Source organism: Rhodococcus sp. MS13 (assembly GCF_013277835.1).
GTDB classification, from domain to species: domain Bacteria; phylum Actinomycetota; class Actinomycetes; order Mycobacteriales; family Mycobacteriaceae; genus Rhodococcus_F; species Rhodococcus_F erythropolis.
The window spans coordinates 325055-342535 of the sequence record NZ_VBTL01000002.1 but is presented as its reverse complement, the minus strand read 5'-3'; the positions used below and the strand labels follow the sequence as shown (position 1 = coordinate 342535).

Annotated in this window: 16 protein-coding genes; 9 read left to right on the top strand and 7 right to left on the bottom strand. The window is 60.3% G+C overall.

Annotated features, from left to right (window positions below; all coding sequences use genetic code 11):
* Positions 1–2 precede the first annotated feature (2 nt).
* Positions 3–524 carry an Lrp/AsnC family transcriptional regulator gene (locus FEZ59_RS04010; protein WP_019746936.1) on the bottom strand — a complete coding sequence of 174 codons (522 nt, stop codon included), beginning with the start codon at positions 522–524 and terminating at the stop codon, positions 3–5.
* Between the two features lie 109 nt (positions 525–633).
* Here FEZ59_RS04010 and ald point away from each other — a divergent pair, with 109 nt between their 5' ends.
* Positions 634–1734 carry an alanine dehydrogenase gene (gene ald / locus FEZ59_RS04005; RefSeq protein ID WP_019746935.1) on the top strand — a complete coding sequence of 367 codons (1101 nt, stop codon included), beginning with the start codon at positions 634–636 and terminating at the stop codon, positions 1732–1734.
* A 53-nt stretch (positions 1735–1787) separates the two neighbouring features.
* Positions 1788–2663, top strand: coding sequence for an aldo/keto reductase (locus FEZ59_RS04000; RefSeq protein ID WP_019746934.1), 876 nt, complete (start codon positions 1788–1790; stop codon positions 2661–2663).
* Here FEZ59_RS04000 and FEZ59_RS03995 read toward each other — a convergent pair whose 3' ends face one another.
* The 3 genes from FEZ59_RS03995 to FEZ59_RS03985 form a co-directional block, all read right to left on the bottom strand.
* Positions 2664–3914: an NADH:flavin oxidoreductase/NADH oxidase family protein gene (locus FEZ59_RS03995; RefSeq protein WP_172932270.1), complete on the bottom strand. Its 1251-nt coding sequence runs from the start codon at positions 3912–3914 to the stop codon at positions 2664–2666.
* 28 nt (positions 3915–3942) lie between these two features.
* Positions 3943–4446, bottom strand: a complete 504-nt coding sequence (locus tag FEZ59_RS03990) for an SRPBCC family protein (RefSeq protein ID WP_030534740.1) — start codon at positions 4444–4446, stop codon at positions 3943–3945.
* Positions 4447–4518: 72 nt separating this feature from the next.
* Positions 4519–5094: a TetR/AcrR family transcriptional regulator gene (locus tag FEZ59_RS03985; protein ID WP_007734151.1), complete on the bottom strand. Its 576-nt coding sequence runs from the start codon at positions 5092–5094 to the stop codon at positions 4519–4521.
* An 85-nt stretch (positions 5095–5179) separates the two neighbouring features.
* Between FEZ59_RS03985 and FEZ59_RS03980 the strand changes: the two genes are divergently transcribed.
* From FEZ59_RS03980 to FEZ59_RS03970, 3 genes are all read left to right on the top strand, one after another.
* Positions 5180–5638 carry a PaaI family thioesterase gene (locus FEZ59_RS03980; RefSeq protein ID WP_003945940.1) on the top strand — a complete coding sequence of 153 codons (459 nt, stop codon included), beginning with the start codon at positions 5180–5182 and terminating at the stop codon, positions 5636–5638.
* A 228-nt stretch (positions 5639–5866) separates the two neighbouring features.
* Positions 5867–7168 carry a TrpB-like pyridoxal phosphate-dependent enzyme gene (locus FEZ59_RS03975; protein ID WP_003945451.1) on the top strand — a complete coding sequence of 434 codons (1302 nt, stop codon included), beginning with the start codon at positions 5867–5869 and terminating at the stop codon, positions 7166–7168.
* Between the two features lie 142 nt (positions 7169–7310).
* Positions 7311–8735: a PQQ-binding-like beta-propeller repeat protein gene (locus FEZ59_RS03970; protein ID WP_172932269.1), complete on the top strand. Its 1425-nt coding sequence runs from the start codon at positions 7311–7313 to the stop codon at positions 8733–8735.
* 641 nt (positions 8736–9376) lie between these two features.
* On the opposite strand, the gene FEZ59_RS30370 is transcribed toward FEZ59_RS03970, so the two are convergent.
* Positions 9377–10963, bottom strand: coding sequence for a helix-turn-helix domain-containing protein (locus FEZ59_RS30370; protein WP_346343216.1), 1587 nt, complete (start codon positions 10961–10963; stop codon positions 9377–9379).
* Between the two features lie 50 nt (positions 10964–11013).
* On the opposite strand from FEZ59_RS30370, the gene FEZ59_RS03960 reads away from it, so the two are divergent.
* Both FEZ59_RS03960 and FEZ59_RS03955 read left to right on the top strand, forming a co-directional pair.
* Complete coding sequence (locus FEZ59_RS03960) at positions 11014–12354, top strand: MFS transporter (RefSeq protein ID WP_142006519.1); 1341 nt, start codon at positions 11014–11016, stop codon at positions 12352–12354.
* 257 nt (positions 12355–12611) lie between these two features.
* Entirely contained in the window at positions 12612–13922 is a 1311-nt protein-coding gene (locus FEZ59_RS03955) for an FAD-dependent oxidoreductase (RefSeq protein ID WP_060938419.1), read from the top strand.
* A 163-nt stretch (positions 13923–14085) separates the two neighbouring features.
* Here FEZ59_RS03955 and FEZ59_RS03950 read toward each other — a convergent pair whose 3' ends face one another.
* Both FEZ59_RS03950 and FEZ59_RS03945 read right to left on the bottom strand, forming a co-directional pair.
* A complete protein-coding gene (locus FEZ59_RS03950) occupies positions 14086–14958 on the bottom strand; it encodes an alpha/beta hydrolase-fold protein (protein WP_020968453.1) in 873 nt (290 codons plus the stop codon).
* Positions 14955–16181, bottom strand: coding sequence for an amidohydrolase family protein (locus FEZ59_RS03945; RefSeq protein ID WP_238076908.1), 1227 nt, complete (start codon positions 16179–16181; stop codon positions 14955–14957). The genes FEZ59_RS03950 and FEZ59_RS03945 overlap by 4 nt, the downstream gene beginning before the upstream one ends.
* Positions 16182–16280: 99 nt before the next feature.
* On the opposite strand from FEZ59_RS03945, the gene FEZ59_RS03940 reads away from it, so the two are divergent.
* Positions 16281–16844, top strand: coding sequence for a TetR/AcrR family transcriptional regulator (locus tag FEZ59_RS03940; protein WP_060938463.1), 564 nt, complete (start codon positions 16281–16283; stop codon positions 16842–16844).
* A 245-nt stretch (positions 16845–17089) separates the two neighbouring features.
* Positions 17090–17458, top strand: a complete 369-nt coding sequence (locus FEZ59_RS03935) for a cupin domain-containing protein (RefSeq protein WP_172932268.1) — start codon at positions 17090–17092, stop codon at positions 17456–17458.
* Positions 17459–17481: the final 23 nt, after the last annotated feature.

The following is a 17481-nucleotide window of genomic DNA, read 5'->3' as shown; positions in this document are numbered from 1 at the left end:
AATCAGGCAGTACCGCCTCGAGGCCTGACGTGTTCGAAGATCAGAATCGTCTCGGTCGCAGCAACCGCTGGATGTGCCGAGAGATTGTTGACGACGAAGTCACGCAACTGCGCCGAATCCGTCGTTGCGACGTGCAGCATGTAGTCGTCGACACCGGCAACGAAGTACACGTTGAGCACCGAGTCCAGCTTGGCGAAATCGTCGCCGAGCCGGTTGAGGTGCGACCGTGCGTTGGCCTGCAGTCGAACTGCGATCATTGCCTGCAGATCCATTCCGAGAGCGGCGGGGTCGATGTCCGCGTGAAATCCCCTGATCACGCCGTTGTCCACCAAGGCGCGCACACGGCCGAGGCATGTCGACGGCGCAATTCCCGCGATCGCGGCCAGCGCATTGTTCGGAATCCTCGCGTCTTTCGCCAGCTCTTCGAGCAGAACCCGGTCGACCTCGTCCAACTTCACGGCAGCCCGAACATGCTTCGGCGAGGCGGCCGTCTGAATACCGATTTTTGAACTTTCGCGCACCATGAATACAGCCTAGAGAATTATCTTCACTTCTCTTCACTATCTGACGACGAAACTTCATGCTTGGCACCTGCCATTCGAAGAAACAACAGACTCAGTTCGGAGCCGTGTCATGAAGGTCGGAATCCCCCGCGAAATCAAAAACCACGAGTACCGCGTGGCTATCAGCCCCGCAGGCGTCCACGAACTGGTCGGCCGAGGGCACGAGGTCGTCATCGAAACGGGCGCAGGCGTCGGCTCCTCGTTCAGTGACGAGGATTTCAAGGCCGCGGGCGCGCAGATCCTCGGGTCCGCCGATCAGGTCTGGACAGACGCAGATCTGCTCCTGAAGGTCAAAGAACCTATTGCAGAAGAGTATTCGCGACTCCGTAAGGATCAGGTGCTCTTCACCTACCTGCACCTGGCGGCGTCGAAGGAATGCACCGACGCACTCCTGGCTTCGAAGACCACTTCCATCGCCTACGAAACCGTTGTCGGTTCCGACGGTTCACTGCCCCTTCTCGCACCGATGAGCGAAGTAGCCGGACGCCTTGCGCCGCAGGCCGGCGCCTACCACTTGATGCGTCACGGCGGCGGACGCGGAGTGCTGATGGGCGGCGTCCCCGGAGTGCGCCCCGCCAAGGTCGTGGTGATCGGTGCTGGCGTCTCCGGCAAGAACGCCATCGCCGTGGCCTACGGCATGCAGGCCGACGTCACCGTTCTCGATCTGTCGATCGCGCGCCTGCGGGAAATCGACGAGCTGTACCACGGCCAGGTCAAGACCATCACGTCCAACAGCCTCGAACTGGAACAGGCAGTACTCGACGCCGACCTCGTCATCGGCGCAGTGCTGGTCCCCGGGGCGAAGGCGCCGACTCTCGTCTCCAACAGCCTGGTGGCGCGCATGAAGCCGGGTTCTGTCCTGGTCGACATCGCCATCGACCAGGGCGGCTGCTTCGAGGATTCACACGCGACCACGCACGCCGACCCGACGTACCAGGTTCACGGTTCCGTCTTCTACTGCGTTGCGAACATGCCCGGAGCCGTCCCCCGGACGTCGACGTACGCGCTCACCAACGCGACGCTTCCGTACGTCGTCGCATTGGCAGACAAGGGGTGGAAGGACGCGGTCGCGACAGTTCCCGGCCTGGGGTCAGGACTGAGCACACACGACGGCCTGCTCCTGTCCGACAGTGTTGCAGCGGCGCATGGGTACTCGGCTACGACTCTCTGACCCAGGCGGCTCTGACCCCGGCAAGGAAAGCTCGAGATCGCTAGCCTTGATCCATGAGCAATCCTGACATCACGCTGAATTCCGGAACCACGATCCCGCAACTCGGCCTCGGAGTCTGGCAGGCCACCAACGACGAAACCGAGCATGCAGTGCGGTTCGCTCTCGACGACGCCGGCTACCGGCACATCGACACCGCTGCCGCATATGGGAACGAAGAGGGCGTCGGACGAGGTATCGCCAACTCGTCCGTCGCGCGAGAGGACATATTCCTCACCACGAAGCTGTGGAATGCAGATCAGGGCTACGAGCCGGCGTTGAAGGCTTTCGACAGCAGCATCGACAAGCTGGGCGTCGATTACGTCGATCTGTATCTGATCCACTGGCCACTGCAGGACAACGACCGACTCCTCCGCACTTGGGACGCGCTCGAAAAGATCGCGGAATCGGGCCGCGCCAAGGCAATCGGGGTGTGCAACTTCGAGCCGCATCATCTGCAGCTTCTCGTCGATCGCGGCGGATTGTTGCCGGCAGTCGATCAAGTGGAACTGCATCCGCACCTCACGCAGCACGCGATCCGCGACAAGGCCGCCGAGCACGGGATCAAGGTCGAATCGTGGAGCCCACTCGGCGGTACCAGCAACGCGGGTTGGGGTAAGGCATCGAAGCCCAACACGCTGCTCACCGATCCGATCATCACCCGAATCGGTGACCGCCACAGCAAAACTGCCGCGCAGGTCCTGATCCGCTGGCACCTTCAGAACGGCCTGATCGTCATCCCGAAATCTGTACACGATGCTCGGATCGCTCAGAACATCGACGTATTCGACTTCGAACTCACCGATCTCGATCTGAGCGAAATCGACACGCTCGACGACGGTACCCGCGTCGGAGCGCATCCCGATGAGCTCAACATCGGTGCACCGAACTGATCAAGCCGCTCGTTTGGTGGGGCGAAGCGCATCGATTCCGTTTCGCCTCACCATGGTCCCGAGGGTTTTCCACCACGGCCGAGCCGGATCCGGCTCGTTACCGTCGCCCATTCGATGCAACTGATCGGTGTGCCACTGCAGGTCGAGTGCACCGTCGAGCATCGAGATGTCGACAACCTTCCCCAACAACTTCCGCGCTCCGAACTCCACAGTCGGGACGATCAATCGTTCCCGATTCGATTCCAGGAGAACGGTTGCCGCGTCGGGAATCGTGATCGTCGGCCGGCCGAGACCGATCACGTCGCACGCGCCGGAAGCGAGTGCCTCGACCATCGCCGATCGCGAGCGGAAGCCGCCGGTGACCGCCAAGGGAATGTCGCCGGCAATCGCTCGAACCGTCTCGGCATACTCGAGGAAATATGCCTCTCGATCGCGAGTGCTCTGCTTCTGCGCTTTACCCATCATGGCCGGCGATTCATAACTGCCACCGCTGATCTCGATGAGGTCGACCGACTCTTCGGTCAACGCGCGTACTACTTCTCGCGACTCGTCTTCCGAGAATCCGCCGCGCTGGAAATCAGCCGAGTTGAGTTTGACCGACACCGCAAATCCCGGAGCAACGGTCGAGCGTATGCGCCGAACGATTTCGATCAGAAAGCGTCGTCGACGCTCGGGATCTCCACCCCACTCGTCCGTCCGCTGATTGGACAACGGCGAAAGGAACTGCGCAACAAGATAACCGTGCGCGGCATGTATCTGCACGCCTCCGAATCCGGAGGACTCGGCGACGCGAGCGGTTTCCGCGAACTTGTCGATGATCTCTTCGATCTCAGCAGTCGAGAGTTCTCGCGGCGTCGCCATTCCCGGAATCTTCAGCGCAATCGCGCTCGGTGCGACCGGTCGACCTCTGCTGGCGATCGGGTTGGATTGCCGCCCTGGGTGGTTCAGCTGCATCCAGATCTCGGCGCCGCCGTTCTTGGCAGTCTTGGCCCAGGCAGTCAGCGCTTCGGCATCACGATCGTCGTCGACGACGACGTTGCCCGGTTCGGCGATCTGCGATCGATCAACCATGACATTGCCGGTGATCAGCAAACCGAACCCGCCACTGCCCCAACGACCGTACAGCGTTTCCAAGCGGGTGGACGGTCCATGAGTCCGGTCACCCAGAGCCTCGCTGAGCGCAGCTTTCATCGTGCGATTCCGCAGTATCTGCCCACAGGGCAAAGTCAACGATTCTCCGAGTGTGGTCATGGATACCTCTCGCATGAAGGGAAGAAAGTCAATGGCGTGGCGCAGAACCGAAGTGCCGCTTGGTATCGCGCACGAAGCTCGAGAAGATCAGTGAGTTGACCGGTAGCCCGCCGCGCACCGCGAGCGACAGCTTCGGACGCGGCGAGAATGCAAAATCCCACTGCAATCTCGAACCCACTGCGAGCTCGTCGACGCGGTAGTCCTCCGCGAAGGATTGGAACAGCGGAACATTGGACTGTTCGACGTAAAACGAGTGCCGACGCGTTTCGTCATCCCAGGTGATGAACTTTTCGCGCATCTGCATCGCGCCACCGCCCACCTCCGCGATTCGGCGCGTGCCGACGCCGTAGGGGCGCGGCGAGGTGTAGTGCACTTTTGTGAGCAGTCGGCACCACGACAAAGGCTCGTCGGCGGTCAGACCGGCCCAGACGGCATCAGGTTCGGCGGCGAGGTCGATCGAGTACGTGAAGATATGCGGCGCCGTGTCGAAGAAATCGACACCGACCGGTTCGAGGTCGAACCAATGTGTCATCGCCTACTCCTGCCTAATTAGCCGTTACATGAAGTTACGGATACTTGGCGACCGAAGTCAACCCCCGAAGGCTCAGCGGGACCAAGCCTCAGAACGAGAGAGCCCCTGCAGTGAAGCGATGACCTGTTCGAGCGGCTCGATACTTCGAGTCGTCTGGCACACCGCCACTGCACCTTCGACCGACGTGATCGTCAAGTTTGCCATCGACTTTGCTTGCACTGCAGGATAACCCGCAGTTTCGAGTTGCGATTCGATCAACTTCTGCCATCCCAGCATGACCTCAGCCGATACTTCCGCGACTTCTGGCTCACTGGCGCGTGCCAACCCGCCGGCAATCACCGGGCAGCCGATCGCGAAGTCCGAGCGCGTGAGATTGAGTCGCCAGATGTCTCCGACCGCTTCGATCACGTCGGCAGTGGAACCGGTGGCCGCAGCCGAGCTGATTCGTCTGGTGATGATCGCACCAGCCGCGCGCACGGCTTCGACCATCAGCTCTGTCTTGCCGCCGGGGAAGTGATGGTAAATCGACCCACGGGGCGCGCCGCTGTGCTTGATGACGTCGCTGAAGGACGTCGCATCGACACCGTTGCGGCTGATCAGTTCGACCGCACTACGAATCATGCGATCACGTGAGCTCAGCTCTGCCATGTCACAGATCCTTCGGCCGTCGGTACACCTGTCGACTCATACGCTACGTTATGTATGACGACCTACATAGTGATGGGATGAAACAATGAGTGACGAGACAACCGCAACCGTCGATCCGGCGCAGATGACAGGCCTCGAACTTCTCCGCTGGATGGGAACGCAGGTCAACGACCGACCCAGCATCGGACGCCTCCTCGGCATGGAGATGCGCGAGGTCAACGAGGGATCGGTGAGCTTCGCCCTGACCCCGCGTGCCGATTTCAGCAACCCGCTCGGCACTGTGCACGGCGGCATCTGCGCAACGCTGCTCGACTCGGTCATGGGCTGCGCGGTACACACGATGCTTCCGGCCGGCGTCGGCTACACGACCCTCGAACTCAAGCTCAACTACATCCGCACGGTGCCTCTCGACGGTGACGAACTGACAGCCCACGGCAGCGTCATTCACGTGGGCGGGCGTACCGCGACGGCAGAGGGCAAGGTCTTGGACAAGAACGGCAAGTTGGTTGCGCATGGAACCACGACGTGCATGATTTTTCGCTAAGCCCGACGTGAGCAGGGTGCGAGTACCGATGTACGATCGGCTCGTGACCCTGCTCACTGCGCACCTCTGGTGGCCCGACCCCTGACGGTCAGCCGCAACTGCGTGCTGCCCGGACCGATATCGGGTGGTCCAGCAGGCTCCTCTCCAGGATCCCCGATCCGGCAAATGCCGTACGCGTCGTCGCTACGACCGCCAAGATCAGGTACCGAATCCACGAAGGAGAGTTAGTTGACCACCACCCCACTCAACCGTTCGCTCGAGCCTTTGGGCGTCTCCATCCCGTCGAAAGTGCCGACGCACTGGTACAACCTGGCGGCTGACCTCCCCGAGCCTGTTCCCCCGCACCTGCATCCGGGCACTCGTGAGCCGCTCGGCCCCGAGGACTTGGCGCCGCTGTTCCCGATGAACCTCATCGCGCAGGAAGTCGCAACCGAGCGCTACATCGAGATCCCGGAGACGGTTCGCGAGATCTACGGCATGTGGAGGCCCTCTCCCCTGTTCCGTGCGCACCGACTCGAGCGCGCTCTGGGCACACCTGCTCGCATCTACTACAAGTACGAAGGCGTGAGCCCGGTCGGTTCGCACAAGCCGAATACTGCTGTCGCGCAGGCGTACTACAACGCGATCGAAGGAACCACCAAGCTCACCACCGAAACCGGTGCAGGCCAGTGGGGTGCGTCGCTGTCGTTCGCGGGCGCACTGCTCGGACTCGACGTCGAGGTGTGGCAGGTTCGCTCCTCCTTCGATTCGAAGCCGTACCGACGCATCCAGATGGAGGCGTACGGCGGAATCTGTCACCCGTCGCCTTCCGACCTGACGGAAGCCGGACGCGCACTGTTGAAGTCGCATCCCGACACCACCGGCTCGCTTGGTATGGCGATCAGTGAGGCCGTCGAGGTCGCTGCGCAGGATCCGAACACGCACTACTCACTCGGTAGCGTGCTGAACCACGTCATGCTTCACCAGACCGTGATCGGTCAGGAAGCAATGGTCCAGCTCGAAGAAGCCGGCGACGCCGTCCCCGACACCGTGTTCGGTTGCGCCGGTGGCGGTTCCAACCTCGCCGGACTCACCTTCCCGTTCCTGGGACGAAACCTTCGCGAAGGCACCAAGACTCGTCTGGTCGCCTGCGAGCCTTCGGCATGCCCGTCCCTCACTCAGGGCGAGTACCGCTACGACTTCGGTGACGTCGCCGGGTTGACGCCGCTGCTCAAGATGCACACTCTGGGTAAGGACTTCGTTCCCCCGGCGATCCATGCCGGTGGCCTTCGCTACCACGGTATGTCGCCGATGGTCTCGCATGCGGTCAACCTCGGACTCATGGATGCGATTGCCGTCGATCAGGACGACGCGCTCCAGGCCGGTCTGATTTTCGCCCGCGCCGAAGGGATCATCCCGGCTCCGGAATCAACCCACGCGGTTGCCGGCGCCATCGCTCACGCTCGCGCCGTCACCGAACCCGAGGTGATTGTGATCGGACTGTCGGGCAACGGTCAGTTGGATCTCCCGGCGTACTCGCCTTACGTCTGACGCCGTCGGTGTGGTGGTCTCGTGTGTACGAGGCCACCACACTTCGTCACACCGAGCACGTGGGATCGATTTCGAGGTCGGCATCGAGCCGGCCGTCCGCGAAACGAACCGATCAGTTTGCTCGATCGGTTACGGTCTTTCGATGCAGCTTCGGTTGAAGGAACACTGGAAACTGGTCGCCCTCGGACTGGCGTTGATCGTGGCGATCGCGTTCATCGTCGTATCGGCACTCTCCGACTCCAGTGAGGCGGCCTCGCCGAAGCAGAAGACAGGCGGTCCGATCGTCGAGCAGGGCGTTGTCGACGTGGACCTCTCCGATCCTCCGCAACAAGCCTGGGAACTCGATGTTCGAACGCTCACGGATAACTCCGGCGACGTGCTGCTGTCGATGCCTTCCACGCTCGATAGCTACTACGGCTACGGCAACACGTACCAAGTCGGTGACGTGCTGGTGGCTGCGACTGCTTATCCCCTTCCCAAGACCGACGAGTCTTCGTCGAGTCAGGGAGTCGGTGCCGTCACACTGGTCGGTGTGAATCCCGACGACGGAAGTCCGCTGTGGAAAACGCGAATCGGCGGAGTCATCGGCCAGTGCAGCCAACAGAACGAATCCACGATCATCGCGTGCTGGGGCGATCGACGGATGATCTTTGTCGATACCGCGACCGGAACTCTGTTGTCCGACCTCGGAACCGACTTCGATCTCAATGGCGCCGTCATCACCGGAGACACCGTGTACACGTCCGGCGAAAGGATGGACGGAACGATTCGAACACGAATTCTCGCCAGCGGCAACACAACCAACTTAACGGCCAACTTCGTTCGCACCTTCGAACCAAGTGAGAAGTTCGGGGCCGTCTACACGGTCCCTCACACCGACACTGTCATTGCGATGGAACAGGGCGATGGCGGAGCCCCACAGTACCGCTATCGAATCTACGATCTGGATTCCGGCGCCGAACGATTCAGATTCGAGGGCGATTCGCTTGTCCCGGCCGGGAATGGATTGTTCCTCACCAGTGTCGGAGGCAGATCAGGCTATGTAGGAACCCAAAACCTCTTGGCTTCAAATGGATCCACGATTCGTGCGATACCGATTCCCTCGTACTCATCGTCGTCCTACCCAAGTAAGTCCTCGACGGGCCTGCCGATGTTTCTCGGCGACGGCGCCTACGACCCGAATTCCGGTGACGAACTTTGGCGCAGTTCACAAATCGTCAACACCGCGATGGCCGGGACGGGAAGCGCCATCGCCGCAGTGGTAGGAAAAACAATCCTGGTCACGTCGCCGGAGACGCGCACAATCTCGGGTCTCGACATCGAGAGTGGCCGACAGTTGTGGCAAACGCCCTGGCAAGACGCGTACTGGGTTCGCAGCGGGTTAACCGATGGCGACCACTTCGTCTTCAGCGACTACACCGGCATGCACGCGATCCGGGCTCGCGACGGAAAGATGATGTGGTCGGTTCCCCTTCCCCCAGAAGTTGATCCACGCGGAGTCGTCGTCTCGAATGCCGGCAAAAACGTGTCGTTCTCCTGGCAGAACCATTTCACCGTTTGGCGTTAGGCCGGCAACATCACCGATACCGTGTCGTACTGACCAGCCAGTTCAGCAGCAAGCAAATGGCTAGACGTGCAGCATCAATGGCCACAATCCAGTCTGGCGCGTTTGTTCAATTTCGGGGGAACGATCTCGAACAACTGCATATATCTCCGCGACTCCAATTTCGGAAAGATCAGACCAGACCTGCAGTCAAGGGGTGCGTAAAAAATCGCACCGACTCAGGTATCTGATCCAATCCAACCGTAAAGGGAGCCAACGGGATGGACGCGAAATCCCCTATTTGCAGTCGGCAACAAATTGTCCAGTTTGCGCGCAAACATCTGCGTACCGGGGGACCGAACTCAGACCAAATTCGTCGTCATTTCGGTTTGCAAAAACGCGCGTTCTTCACGCAGCTCGACACTCATCTGGACGATTCTGCACTTTCAATGCCCGAAAAAGTTGCACTCCGCCGCATCTGCCGACAGGAGGATAGAAGGTGCCCGATCAAACGTATGAACGTCTCAGCAGGTCAAGCCAACCCACCCCGGCCGATGTACGACGCGCTTCCTTTCCCACCCCAGAACCATCATGCTTGACGATCGAAAGCCCCGAACTACGTTGAGCCGCTGGATTCTTCCGCAGTCCCCTCTTCTCCGTTGGGATCATCGGAGATCTAACAACCGCGCGACTTTCAGACTTAAATGCAATGCCAACCGGTCGTCGCCGTTTGCCAAGTCTGCGCGTGTTATCTCCTGAATTCGCCGCAAACGATAGTACAAGCTCCCTCGATGCACACAGAGCGCCTCGGACGTTCGCTTTACGTCACCGGCATTGTCCAAAAAACTCTCCAGCGTCGCGAGAAGAGCCTCACTTTTTGAGTCCTCATGGCTGAGCAAGGACTGCAAACCTGAGGGAATACTGTTCTCGAGTCGATCCTCCGACAGTTCGGCCAGAAGTCCGTAGACGCCGAGATCCCGATAACGCACAACATTTCCGAGCACCTTGACGACCTGGGCTACATCTGCGGAGCGTCTGGACTCTTCGTAGGATTCGCGCACGTCTGCAACCGAGGTTCGCGGTTCACCGATACCAACCCAACATTCGATGTTCTGGCGCCCACTTTCAGACAAGACTCGCTCCCGGGCTGCCACGATCAACGAGTCCAGATGGGTTTGAGTCGAGCGTTCGGCCACCGATACGATCAACAGACTGTGGTCGGGGCGGTCGAGTTGGATTGCACTGTTCCGCGGGAGCCTCCGCCGAAGCTGATCGACGCCGACGGCAACACTCAGACGATCTCTTTCGGTCAATGTCGACCGGTGCACGGGACGAAGCAACATAGTGACCGCGACTGCTGGACCCGCAGCCATCAAGCCCTCATCAGCCAATCTGCTTGCCGCGTCCTCGCGCAGCGACCGCTCGCCAGACAGTACGTCTCGAGTAAGTTCCCGCTCCCGACTTCGGGACAACTCGTCCAGCAACTGTTCGCGATGAAGGATCATCGCCGCCGCATCAGCCGTGCGCCTCAAGACCTCGGCTTGATCCTCGTCAACTTCGCCCTCTGAAGTCAACAGCCAGACGAAGCCCAGCAGCGCATTGCGGTACCGGATCGGCATCCCGACCCGGCCAAGGGTCAGCCCTAGTTCTTCGTTGACGGGAACAGTGAAGAGATCGAGGGCTTCACGGCCTCCACTCGCGTAGATGAAGTCCACAATCTCGCGTGAAACATTCCGCTGTAGAACGGAATTCATTCTGACTGAATCGACGGCACTGTCATGCGAGTTGTACGCGAGTAGACGGATCTGTGCATCATCGATCGCAACGGAACGGTCCAGTCGGCGCCCGGTAGTATCCACCAAATGCTGTAGTTCTCCGGCCATGGTCGAACTGTACGAGCCACGCTCGCCGTTTTGCAACATATGACTAAATTCGTCCGCGACAATTTGAACGAATGACAGTGATGCAACTAACTTTCGCGCCATAAGCTCGCTACATGCCGAAGCACATGAGACCCGGAACGTGTTCGCTCGGCCCGCGACCAGGCATACCCAGCAACGACAGGTTGCACGACAGCGACGAGATTCGTTGCAGCCGTGAGATTTGCATTGTGGGCCGAAGCCAGCCGACACGCTCTCGCGTGAGAGAGCGTTGTCCCTGATCCGGAATCGATCGCAACCTCCGTTCGCCAGATCAACGTGGGTCCGGTCGGCCTCTTTCAATTTCGCATGCCTCCGAACGACATCGGCCACCGTGACGTCGCAAAACCGTTGCTATTCAGCATATCCCGAGAGGAATCATCATGACCGGCACAGCAAATGCTCCTGTAGAGCATCAAACCGAGACGTCACCCGGACGTCGATCGGCGCGCCGTAGGGCCCTGATTGCCGGCGCGACAGGCAACATCGTCGAATGGTTCGATTTCACGATCTACGGTTTCACTGCCGCAGTTCTCGCGACAGTGTTCTTCCCTCCGGAGTTCGGCAGTGGCGCACTGCTTGCCACCTTCGCTCTTTACGGAGTCGCATTCTTGGCCAGACCTGCCGGCGGCATATTCTTCGGAAGACTGGGTGACCGCCTCGGCCGACGGAGGTCACTGTCCCTGGCTATTACGCTCATGGGCTGCTCGACAGCGGCTATCGGCCTCCTACCGACCTACGCTTCGATCGGCGTTGCAGCACCGCTGTTGCTGCTGCTCTGTCGCTTGGTTCAAGGATTCTCGGCCGGCGGCGAATACACCGGAGCGGCAACCTTCGTCGTCGAACATGCGCCGTCTCACCGCCGAGGCTTGTACGCAGGGATTATCAGCTCTTCGTCGTTCGTCGGCAGTATCTTGGCCACGGTCACAGTCTTGTCATTCAGCTTGGTCGGCACTGAGTCCTTTGCCGACGGGGGATGGCGTTGGCCGTTCATCATCGGAGGCGTTGTCGCCATGGTGGGACTGTTCATGAGGCTTGCGGTCGAGGAAACTCCGGCTTTCAAGGAAATGAAAGAAAACGATTCCCTTCCAACCCGCCCTCTCACAGATCTGTTCCGCAATCACTGGCGGACTCTGCTCACGTCATTCGTGTATTTCGCCTCGCTCGGTGTCGTTACTCATATGCTGCTCGGCTACATGCCGACATTTCTGATTCTTTCAGCCGACGTTTCGAGCACGGTGGCACTGCTGATGACAACCGGCGCTTTGGTTCTCGCAGTCCCGCTGTTCATCTTCTTCGGCGCCACGGTCGACCGAATCGGCCGGAGACCTCTCGTCAGAATCGGCATGGTGATGTCAGTTTTCGTTTCGGTGCCCAGCTACATGCTCATCGGCACCGGAAACATTTTCGCGATTGCCATTGCACTGGCTGCTCTGGTCATCGCGCTTTCCCTACTCGCGTCCGCTTTGCTCGTAATCCTCGAAATGATGCCGACGCATGCTCGATTCACCGGCACGGCAATCCCCTACAACATCGCATATGCGCTCTTTGCAGGAACTGCGCCGCTGGTGTGCGCAGCACTGGTCAACGCCACTGGAAGCGATCTGTCGCCTGCCTTCTACGCGACCGCCATCGCTTTGATCGCACTTCCCATTCTGTGGCGAGGGATTCCGGAATCGAAAGACTGGTCTGCCACGCGGGACAGCTCGACGAAACATTTCTGACAACGGACGCGCCACGGCTGTGATTTTTTGAGCAGCTGTCGATAGCGTTCCGATGGCCGCCACGAGAGAGTTGAGGACGACGGACACCTCTGGACTTTCAGGTACCAAATCCATTAAGGCAGAGCCGAATCCGAGAAGTCGGGATGCGGGTCTCCAGAGGAAGTCGACGGCGTCGGAATTACCAGAACCCAAGCTCGCCCGATCGAATAGCTGCGCTTTCGATCCGGCGAAGCCATCAGTAGAAAGAGGGGCCGAAAGTGCCTACCGACAAGACCGATGCAGTTGTGGTCGGAGCTGGAGTGATCGGCAGCTCCATCGCCTACGAACTGGCCGCTCGAGGCTACGAAGTCCTGGTCATCGACAAGTCTGGTGGTCCGGGCTACGGCTCGACCAGTGCATCCAGTGCGGTCATCCGGTTCAACTACTCCACATTCGACGGTATGGCTGCGGCTTGGGAGTCGCTGCATTGCTGGCAAAACTGGAACGAGCATCTCAACGCGACAGTCGACGGCGCGCTTGCGAAGTTTCGGCAATGCGGGATGGCACTGCTCGATGTCGACGTCGCACCCCACGCGCGCACGATTGGACTGTTCGAGAAGATCGGAATCGACTACCAACTTTGGGACGCAACGACACTCGTCGAAAAGATTCCCGGTATCGACGCAGGTAAATACTATCCACCGAAGCCAGTCGACTCGGAGTCCTTCTTCGCAGATGCGGAAACCACGCTCGGCGCGCTGTACACACCGCAGGCGGGGTTCGTCGACGACCCGCAACTGGCAGCCGCGAATCTTGCTGCGGCAGCACGTTCGCACGGTGCGGTTTTCGCATACAACACGCGTGTGGTGGCAGTCGAGCAGTTGCCTGACGGCACCTGGCAGCTAGGGCTCGACGACGGGGAAAGTGTGAAATCCAAGATTGTCGTCAACGCCGCCGGCCCCTGGTCAGGAGCGTTCAACAAGCTGTCGAATGTCGGGTCCGACTTCAAGGTTTCGGTTCGGCCCTTGCGTCAGGAAGTCCATCACATCACCGCACCCACTGAGTACAACGACGACGAGATCCTCGGCCCGATGATCGCCGATTTGGATCTCGGAACCTACATGCGAGCCGAACCTGGAAACGGTTTCCTCGTCGGCGGAACCGAACCGGATTGCGATCCGCTCGAGTGGATCGACGATCCTGATACCGCAAACCCGAATCGCACTGTTGCCCGATTCGAAGCGCAGGTTTTCCGCGCCGCCAGGCGTTTCCCCACCCTGGAGGTCCCTTCACAACCGAAAGGTATTGCCGGCGTGTACGACGCAGCGTCTGACTGGACCCCGATCTACGACAAGACAGACAGACAAGGTTTCTACGTCGCCATGGGCACCAGCGGGAACCAATTCAAAAATGCGCCCATCGCTGGGCGCCTCATGTCCAGGATCATCGACGAAGTGGAAGCTGGACACGATCACGACGCTGATCCCCTGACCTATGTCGGGATGCACACCGGGCTCGAAATCGACCTCGGCGCATTCTCCCGCCTTCGGGCACCCAATGCCGAGTCGACCGGGACGGTCATGGGTTAGAAGTCTTGTCCGGCTTGGAGAATCGACAGCCGCGACAACTGAATAGACACGGCTGTGGGTGTCCACCACGTGGTGGACACCCACAGCCGACTTCTCCTTCAACGGCGTCTACGGAAAATCGCCCTAGAACGTGTCAGCGGCACATCGCCTCCGGGACGGAGAGCTAACGTGCATGGCAGGTCTTCAAGTAGCTCAGGAACGATGCCTGCAGCCCGGTTACGTGCGTCTCGTGCAACAACGCGGTCGAAACATCCTGCGACCGTCCCTTGCCATGCAACTGCTCCACGACGGCGAGAACGTTGCGTGACAGTCCGCGATAGATCGGAATGGGTCCAGTCAGTTCGGCTTCGTTCAGCGTGACGTGCAGCTGCGGAACAACTGAGCCCACGCCACGCTCGGGCAGTGCCTCGACCAGTGTGTGGATCTGGCTGTCGGCGTTCACAACTCCGGGACTACCCGCACCGAAGGTCGCGAATGGGGGCGCGTCGCGCAGCCATGCGTAGAGGGCGAAAAGGCCTCCGTACGAGTACCCGAAGAGTCCGTGCCCGGACTCGCTGACACGTAGCTCCGACGAGTACAGGCGAGGGTGGAGTTCGTTGGTCAGGAAGTCGAGGAAGACGTCCCCGTGGGTGTCTGCCAGCTCCTCGAGGTAGGCGTCCACGTACTCCTGGGTCATTGCACCCGAGTCGCGAGCAGCGGCAAGAGTAGCCATCATTTCTTCGCCTACCGGTTCCCCAGGCGGCACGAGATCGCGGTTGCGGAGCCGTGCCCAGTTGGCGGCCTCCTCACCGGCATATCCGACACTGACCTGAATGTACGGGGCGACCGTCAGGTACGGGTCTGCCTGCGTGACGATGAGCGGGGCGGTAAGACCTACAGCCCAGTTGCCGTCCATCACGTAGATCAGCGGTAAGGGATCCGTGGAGTCCGCGTAGCCGGGGGGTGTGGTCACCCAGACGCCGTAGCTGTGCCCCGACTTCGCCGTTATTTCGAAGTACTCCGTGTCTGCAAAACATCCGTGCAGCATTGCGCTCATCGAACGCCTCCCTTGACGATATTGCCGGACTTCACGACGAGAGCAGCCATGTCCGGATCGGCGAACACCTTTGCGTCTCGGAGTGGGTCTTGCTGCCAGGCAACCATGTCCGCCTGCATACCGACGCGGATAGTCCCGACGGTTTCCCCGATACCGAGAATGTCGGCATTGACGCTGGTGGCCGAAACGAGTGCATGCATCGGCGACTCCAACTCCGCGCGCAAGCGCAACTCCTCACCTCGGCGCTTTTGGTGCGGCCCGATGAGGTCCGAGCCCAGGCCGATCCTCAGGCCTGCTGCGCGAGAGGCCTCGAGCGCTCTGGCCATGCGTTGACGCACTCCGGCTGCACGCTCTCGTATTGCCGGGTCCAGGTCCATGCTTTCGGTGTCCGTCAACTGCTCCACCACGGCGAAGGTGGGGACCAGAGCCACGTCGTGCTCGCGCATCAACTGGGCAGTCTCCGCGTCGATGTCGGTGCCGTGTTCCACGCACCGCACTCCCGCCCGCACTGCGTTGCGAATGCCCGCATTGTTGTGCGCGTGGACCGTGACGTAGGTGCCGCGCGACGCTGCTTCTTCCACTGCCACGGAGATTTCCTCGACGGTGAACTGTGTGTCGGTGAGGCGGTCATGGCCTCCGACGACACCGCCGGTGACGCACAGTTTCAGAAATGTTGCGCCTCGGCGGAACGATTCGCGCACGTTGCGTCGTAGCTCGTCGGCATTACCCGACATCAAGGACAAGGCGCAGAGCCCTGGAATGTGGTGCATGTTCCACAGCTCGGTCGGCTCCCATGCGGCCCCGTAGTAGCCGTGTCCGCCGGTCTGGCACTGCACAGGACCACACGAGAGGACACGCGGACCACGCACCTTGCCGCTCGCAATAACGTCGACGACTCCGCCGTCGATGCCACCGACGTCTCGCACCGTGGTGAAGCCAGCGTCGAGGGCATCGCCCGCGGTGGCGAAGATGCCCGCAGCCAGTTCGGCTGCCGAGAGCTCAAACCCGAATTGCCTTCGGATCGGACTCGAAATACCCAGGTGGACATGAGCATCGATCAGCCCCGGAGTCACAAGCATGCCGTCCAAGTCAACTGTCGTCGAACCCGACGGCGCCTGTCCGATCGCGGTGACAATGCCGCCGCTCACGCACACGTCGACTTCGACCGGGTCGGTACCCGATCCATCCGCGACCATGCCGCCGGCAAACCATACGTCAGTCAAACGGACCTCCCGAGCATTAGAAAACCTCTTTCCTAAACACTGGTGAATTCGATATGCGGTACCGTACTCAACAGTGGTGAACCCGTCAATGGAGGTAGCGTGAGATCGCCGGTTGGGGAGGGTCGAGAGCGACTGTTACAGGCACTGTTCGACGAGTTCGGTGAAACCGGCCCAAGTCCGAAGCTGTCGATGCGCCAAGTAGCGGAGCGACTCGGAGTGCACCACACGCTTCTGACCTATCACTTCGGATCACGACCAGGTCTCCTCAGCGCCGTACTGTCGGAAGCGCGCCGCCGTGACAACCTCGTCATCGCCGCGATGGGCAAAGATCTCGGGTTCGCAGCCCTGTGCAGGGCGATCTGGAGCTTCTACTCGAACGCCGAGCATGAAGATCGAAGCCGCACCTTTTTTCACCTGGCCGGACTTGCGGTGTACGAGCACAAAGCATTTCAAGATTTCGCCGCCGACCTCGACGACTTGGCTCACCTCCTCGAAGTGGCAGCACTTCGCGAAGGATTCACAGTGGTGGATGCAAAGCAGCAGAGCATCATCGCAACCGCATGTCTGCGAGGACTGTTGCTGCAGAGGTTGCTCACCCCCGACGCCGAGGTCGACGCGGCAGCCGAGCGCTTCATCACCTCGTTGACAGCGTCCACCACGTAAGGCCGCACAACCGATCACCCTCGTTCGAAATCACCGACGCGGGGCCGTTTGCCATTGGCTCGGTCACGTTTCGGCGCGAGCCGGGTCTCTGAACCCCGGTTGAATGGTGGCCGATCGCACTTTCGACATCTGTACGAGCGAAGTGCCGAAAGATGCGACAAGTGAACCTATCCCGACCCAGCAGACACACGACATCATCGACAAGTCCGATGATTCACATGAGTTTCGAAAGTCAGGATTGAATTGTGACCATTACCTTCCGTGCCGCAGAGTTGAACAGCGCAAGTGGGATCTTCCAGCAAGCACTGCTCGGCCAACCCAGTGCAGAGCCACTCGGCGGAGACATCATCACTCGTGCAGATGTCGAGTTCACCAGTGACGACGGCCGCATTCAATCCGGAGTCTGGGAGAGCGAACCGGGAAAGTCGCGGTGGGAGTTCCTCACCCGCGGCGAGATCATCACTATCGTCTCCGGCGCCATGACCGTCGAGGAGGACGCCGGCGATCCCGTACATCTCGTTGCCGGTACGAGTGCAATCTTCCCAATCGGATGGAAGGGTACGTGGACGGTCACCGAGACCGTACGCAAGGTGTTCGTCGTACACAACGTATGACCAAGAGAATCCGCAACATCCGA

Excerpts from the sequence above, each read along its gene's own strand:
- FEZ59_RS04010 (WP_019746936.1), bottom strand. The coding sequence starts at position 524 with ATGGTGCGCGAAAGTTCAAAAATCGGTATTCAGACGGCCGCCTCGCCG.
- ald (WP_019746935.1), top strand. The coding sequence starts at position 634 with ATGAAGGTCGGAATCCCCCGCGAAATCAAAAACCACGAGTACCGCGTG.
- FEZ59_RS04000 (WP_019746934.1), top strand. The coding sequence starts at position 1,788 with ATGAGCAATCCTGACATCACGCTGAATTCCGGAACCACGATCCCGCAA.
- FEZ59_RS03995 (WP_172932270.1), bottom strand. The coding sequence starts at position 3,914 with ATGACCACACTCGGAGAATCGTTGACTTTGCCCTGTGGGCAGATACTG.
- FEZ59_RS03990 (WP_030534740.1), bottom strand. The coding sequence starts at position 4,446 with ATGACACATTGGTTCGACCTCGAACCGGTCGGTGTCGATTTCTTCGAC.
- FEZ59_RS03985 (WP_007734151.1), bottom strand. The coding sequence starts at position 5,094 with ATGGCAGAGCTGAGCTCACGTGATCGCATGATTCGTAGTGCGGTCGAA.
- FEZ59_RS03980 (WP_003945940.1), top strand. The coding sequence starts at position 5,180 with ATGAGTGACGAGACAACCGCAACCGTCGATCCGGCGCAGATGACAGGC.
- FEZ59_RS03970 (WP_172932269.1), top strand. The coding sequence starts at position 7,311 with ATGCAGCTTCGGTTGAAGGAACACTGGAAACTGGTCGCCCTCGGACTG.
- FEZ59_RS03960 (WP_142006519.1), top strand. The coding sequence starts at position 11,014 with ATGACCGGCACAGCAAATGCTCCTGTAGAGCATCAAACCGAGACGTCA.
- FEZ59_RS03950 (WP_020968453.1), bottom strand. The coding sequence starts at position 14,958 with ATGAGCGCAATGCTGCACGGATGTTTTGCAGACACGGAGTACTTCGAA.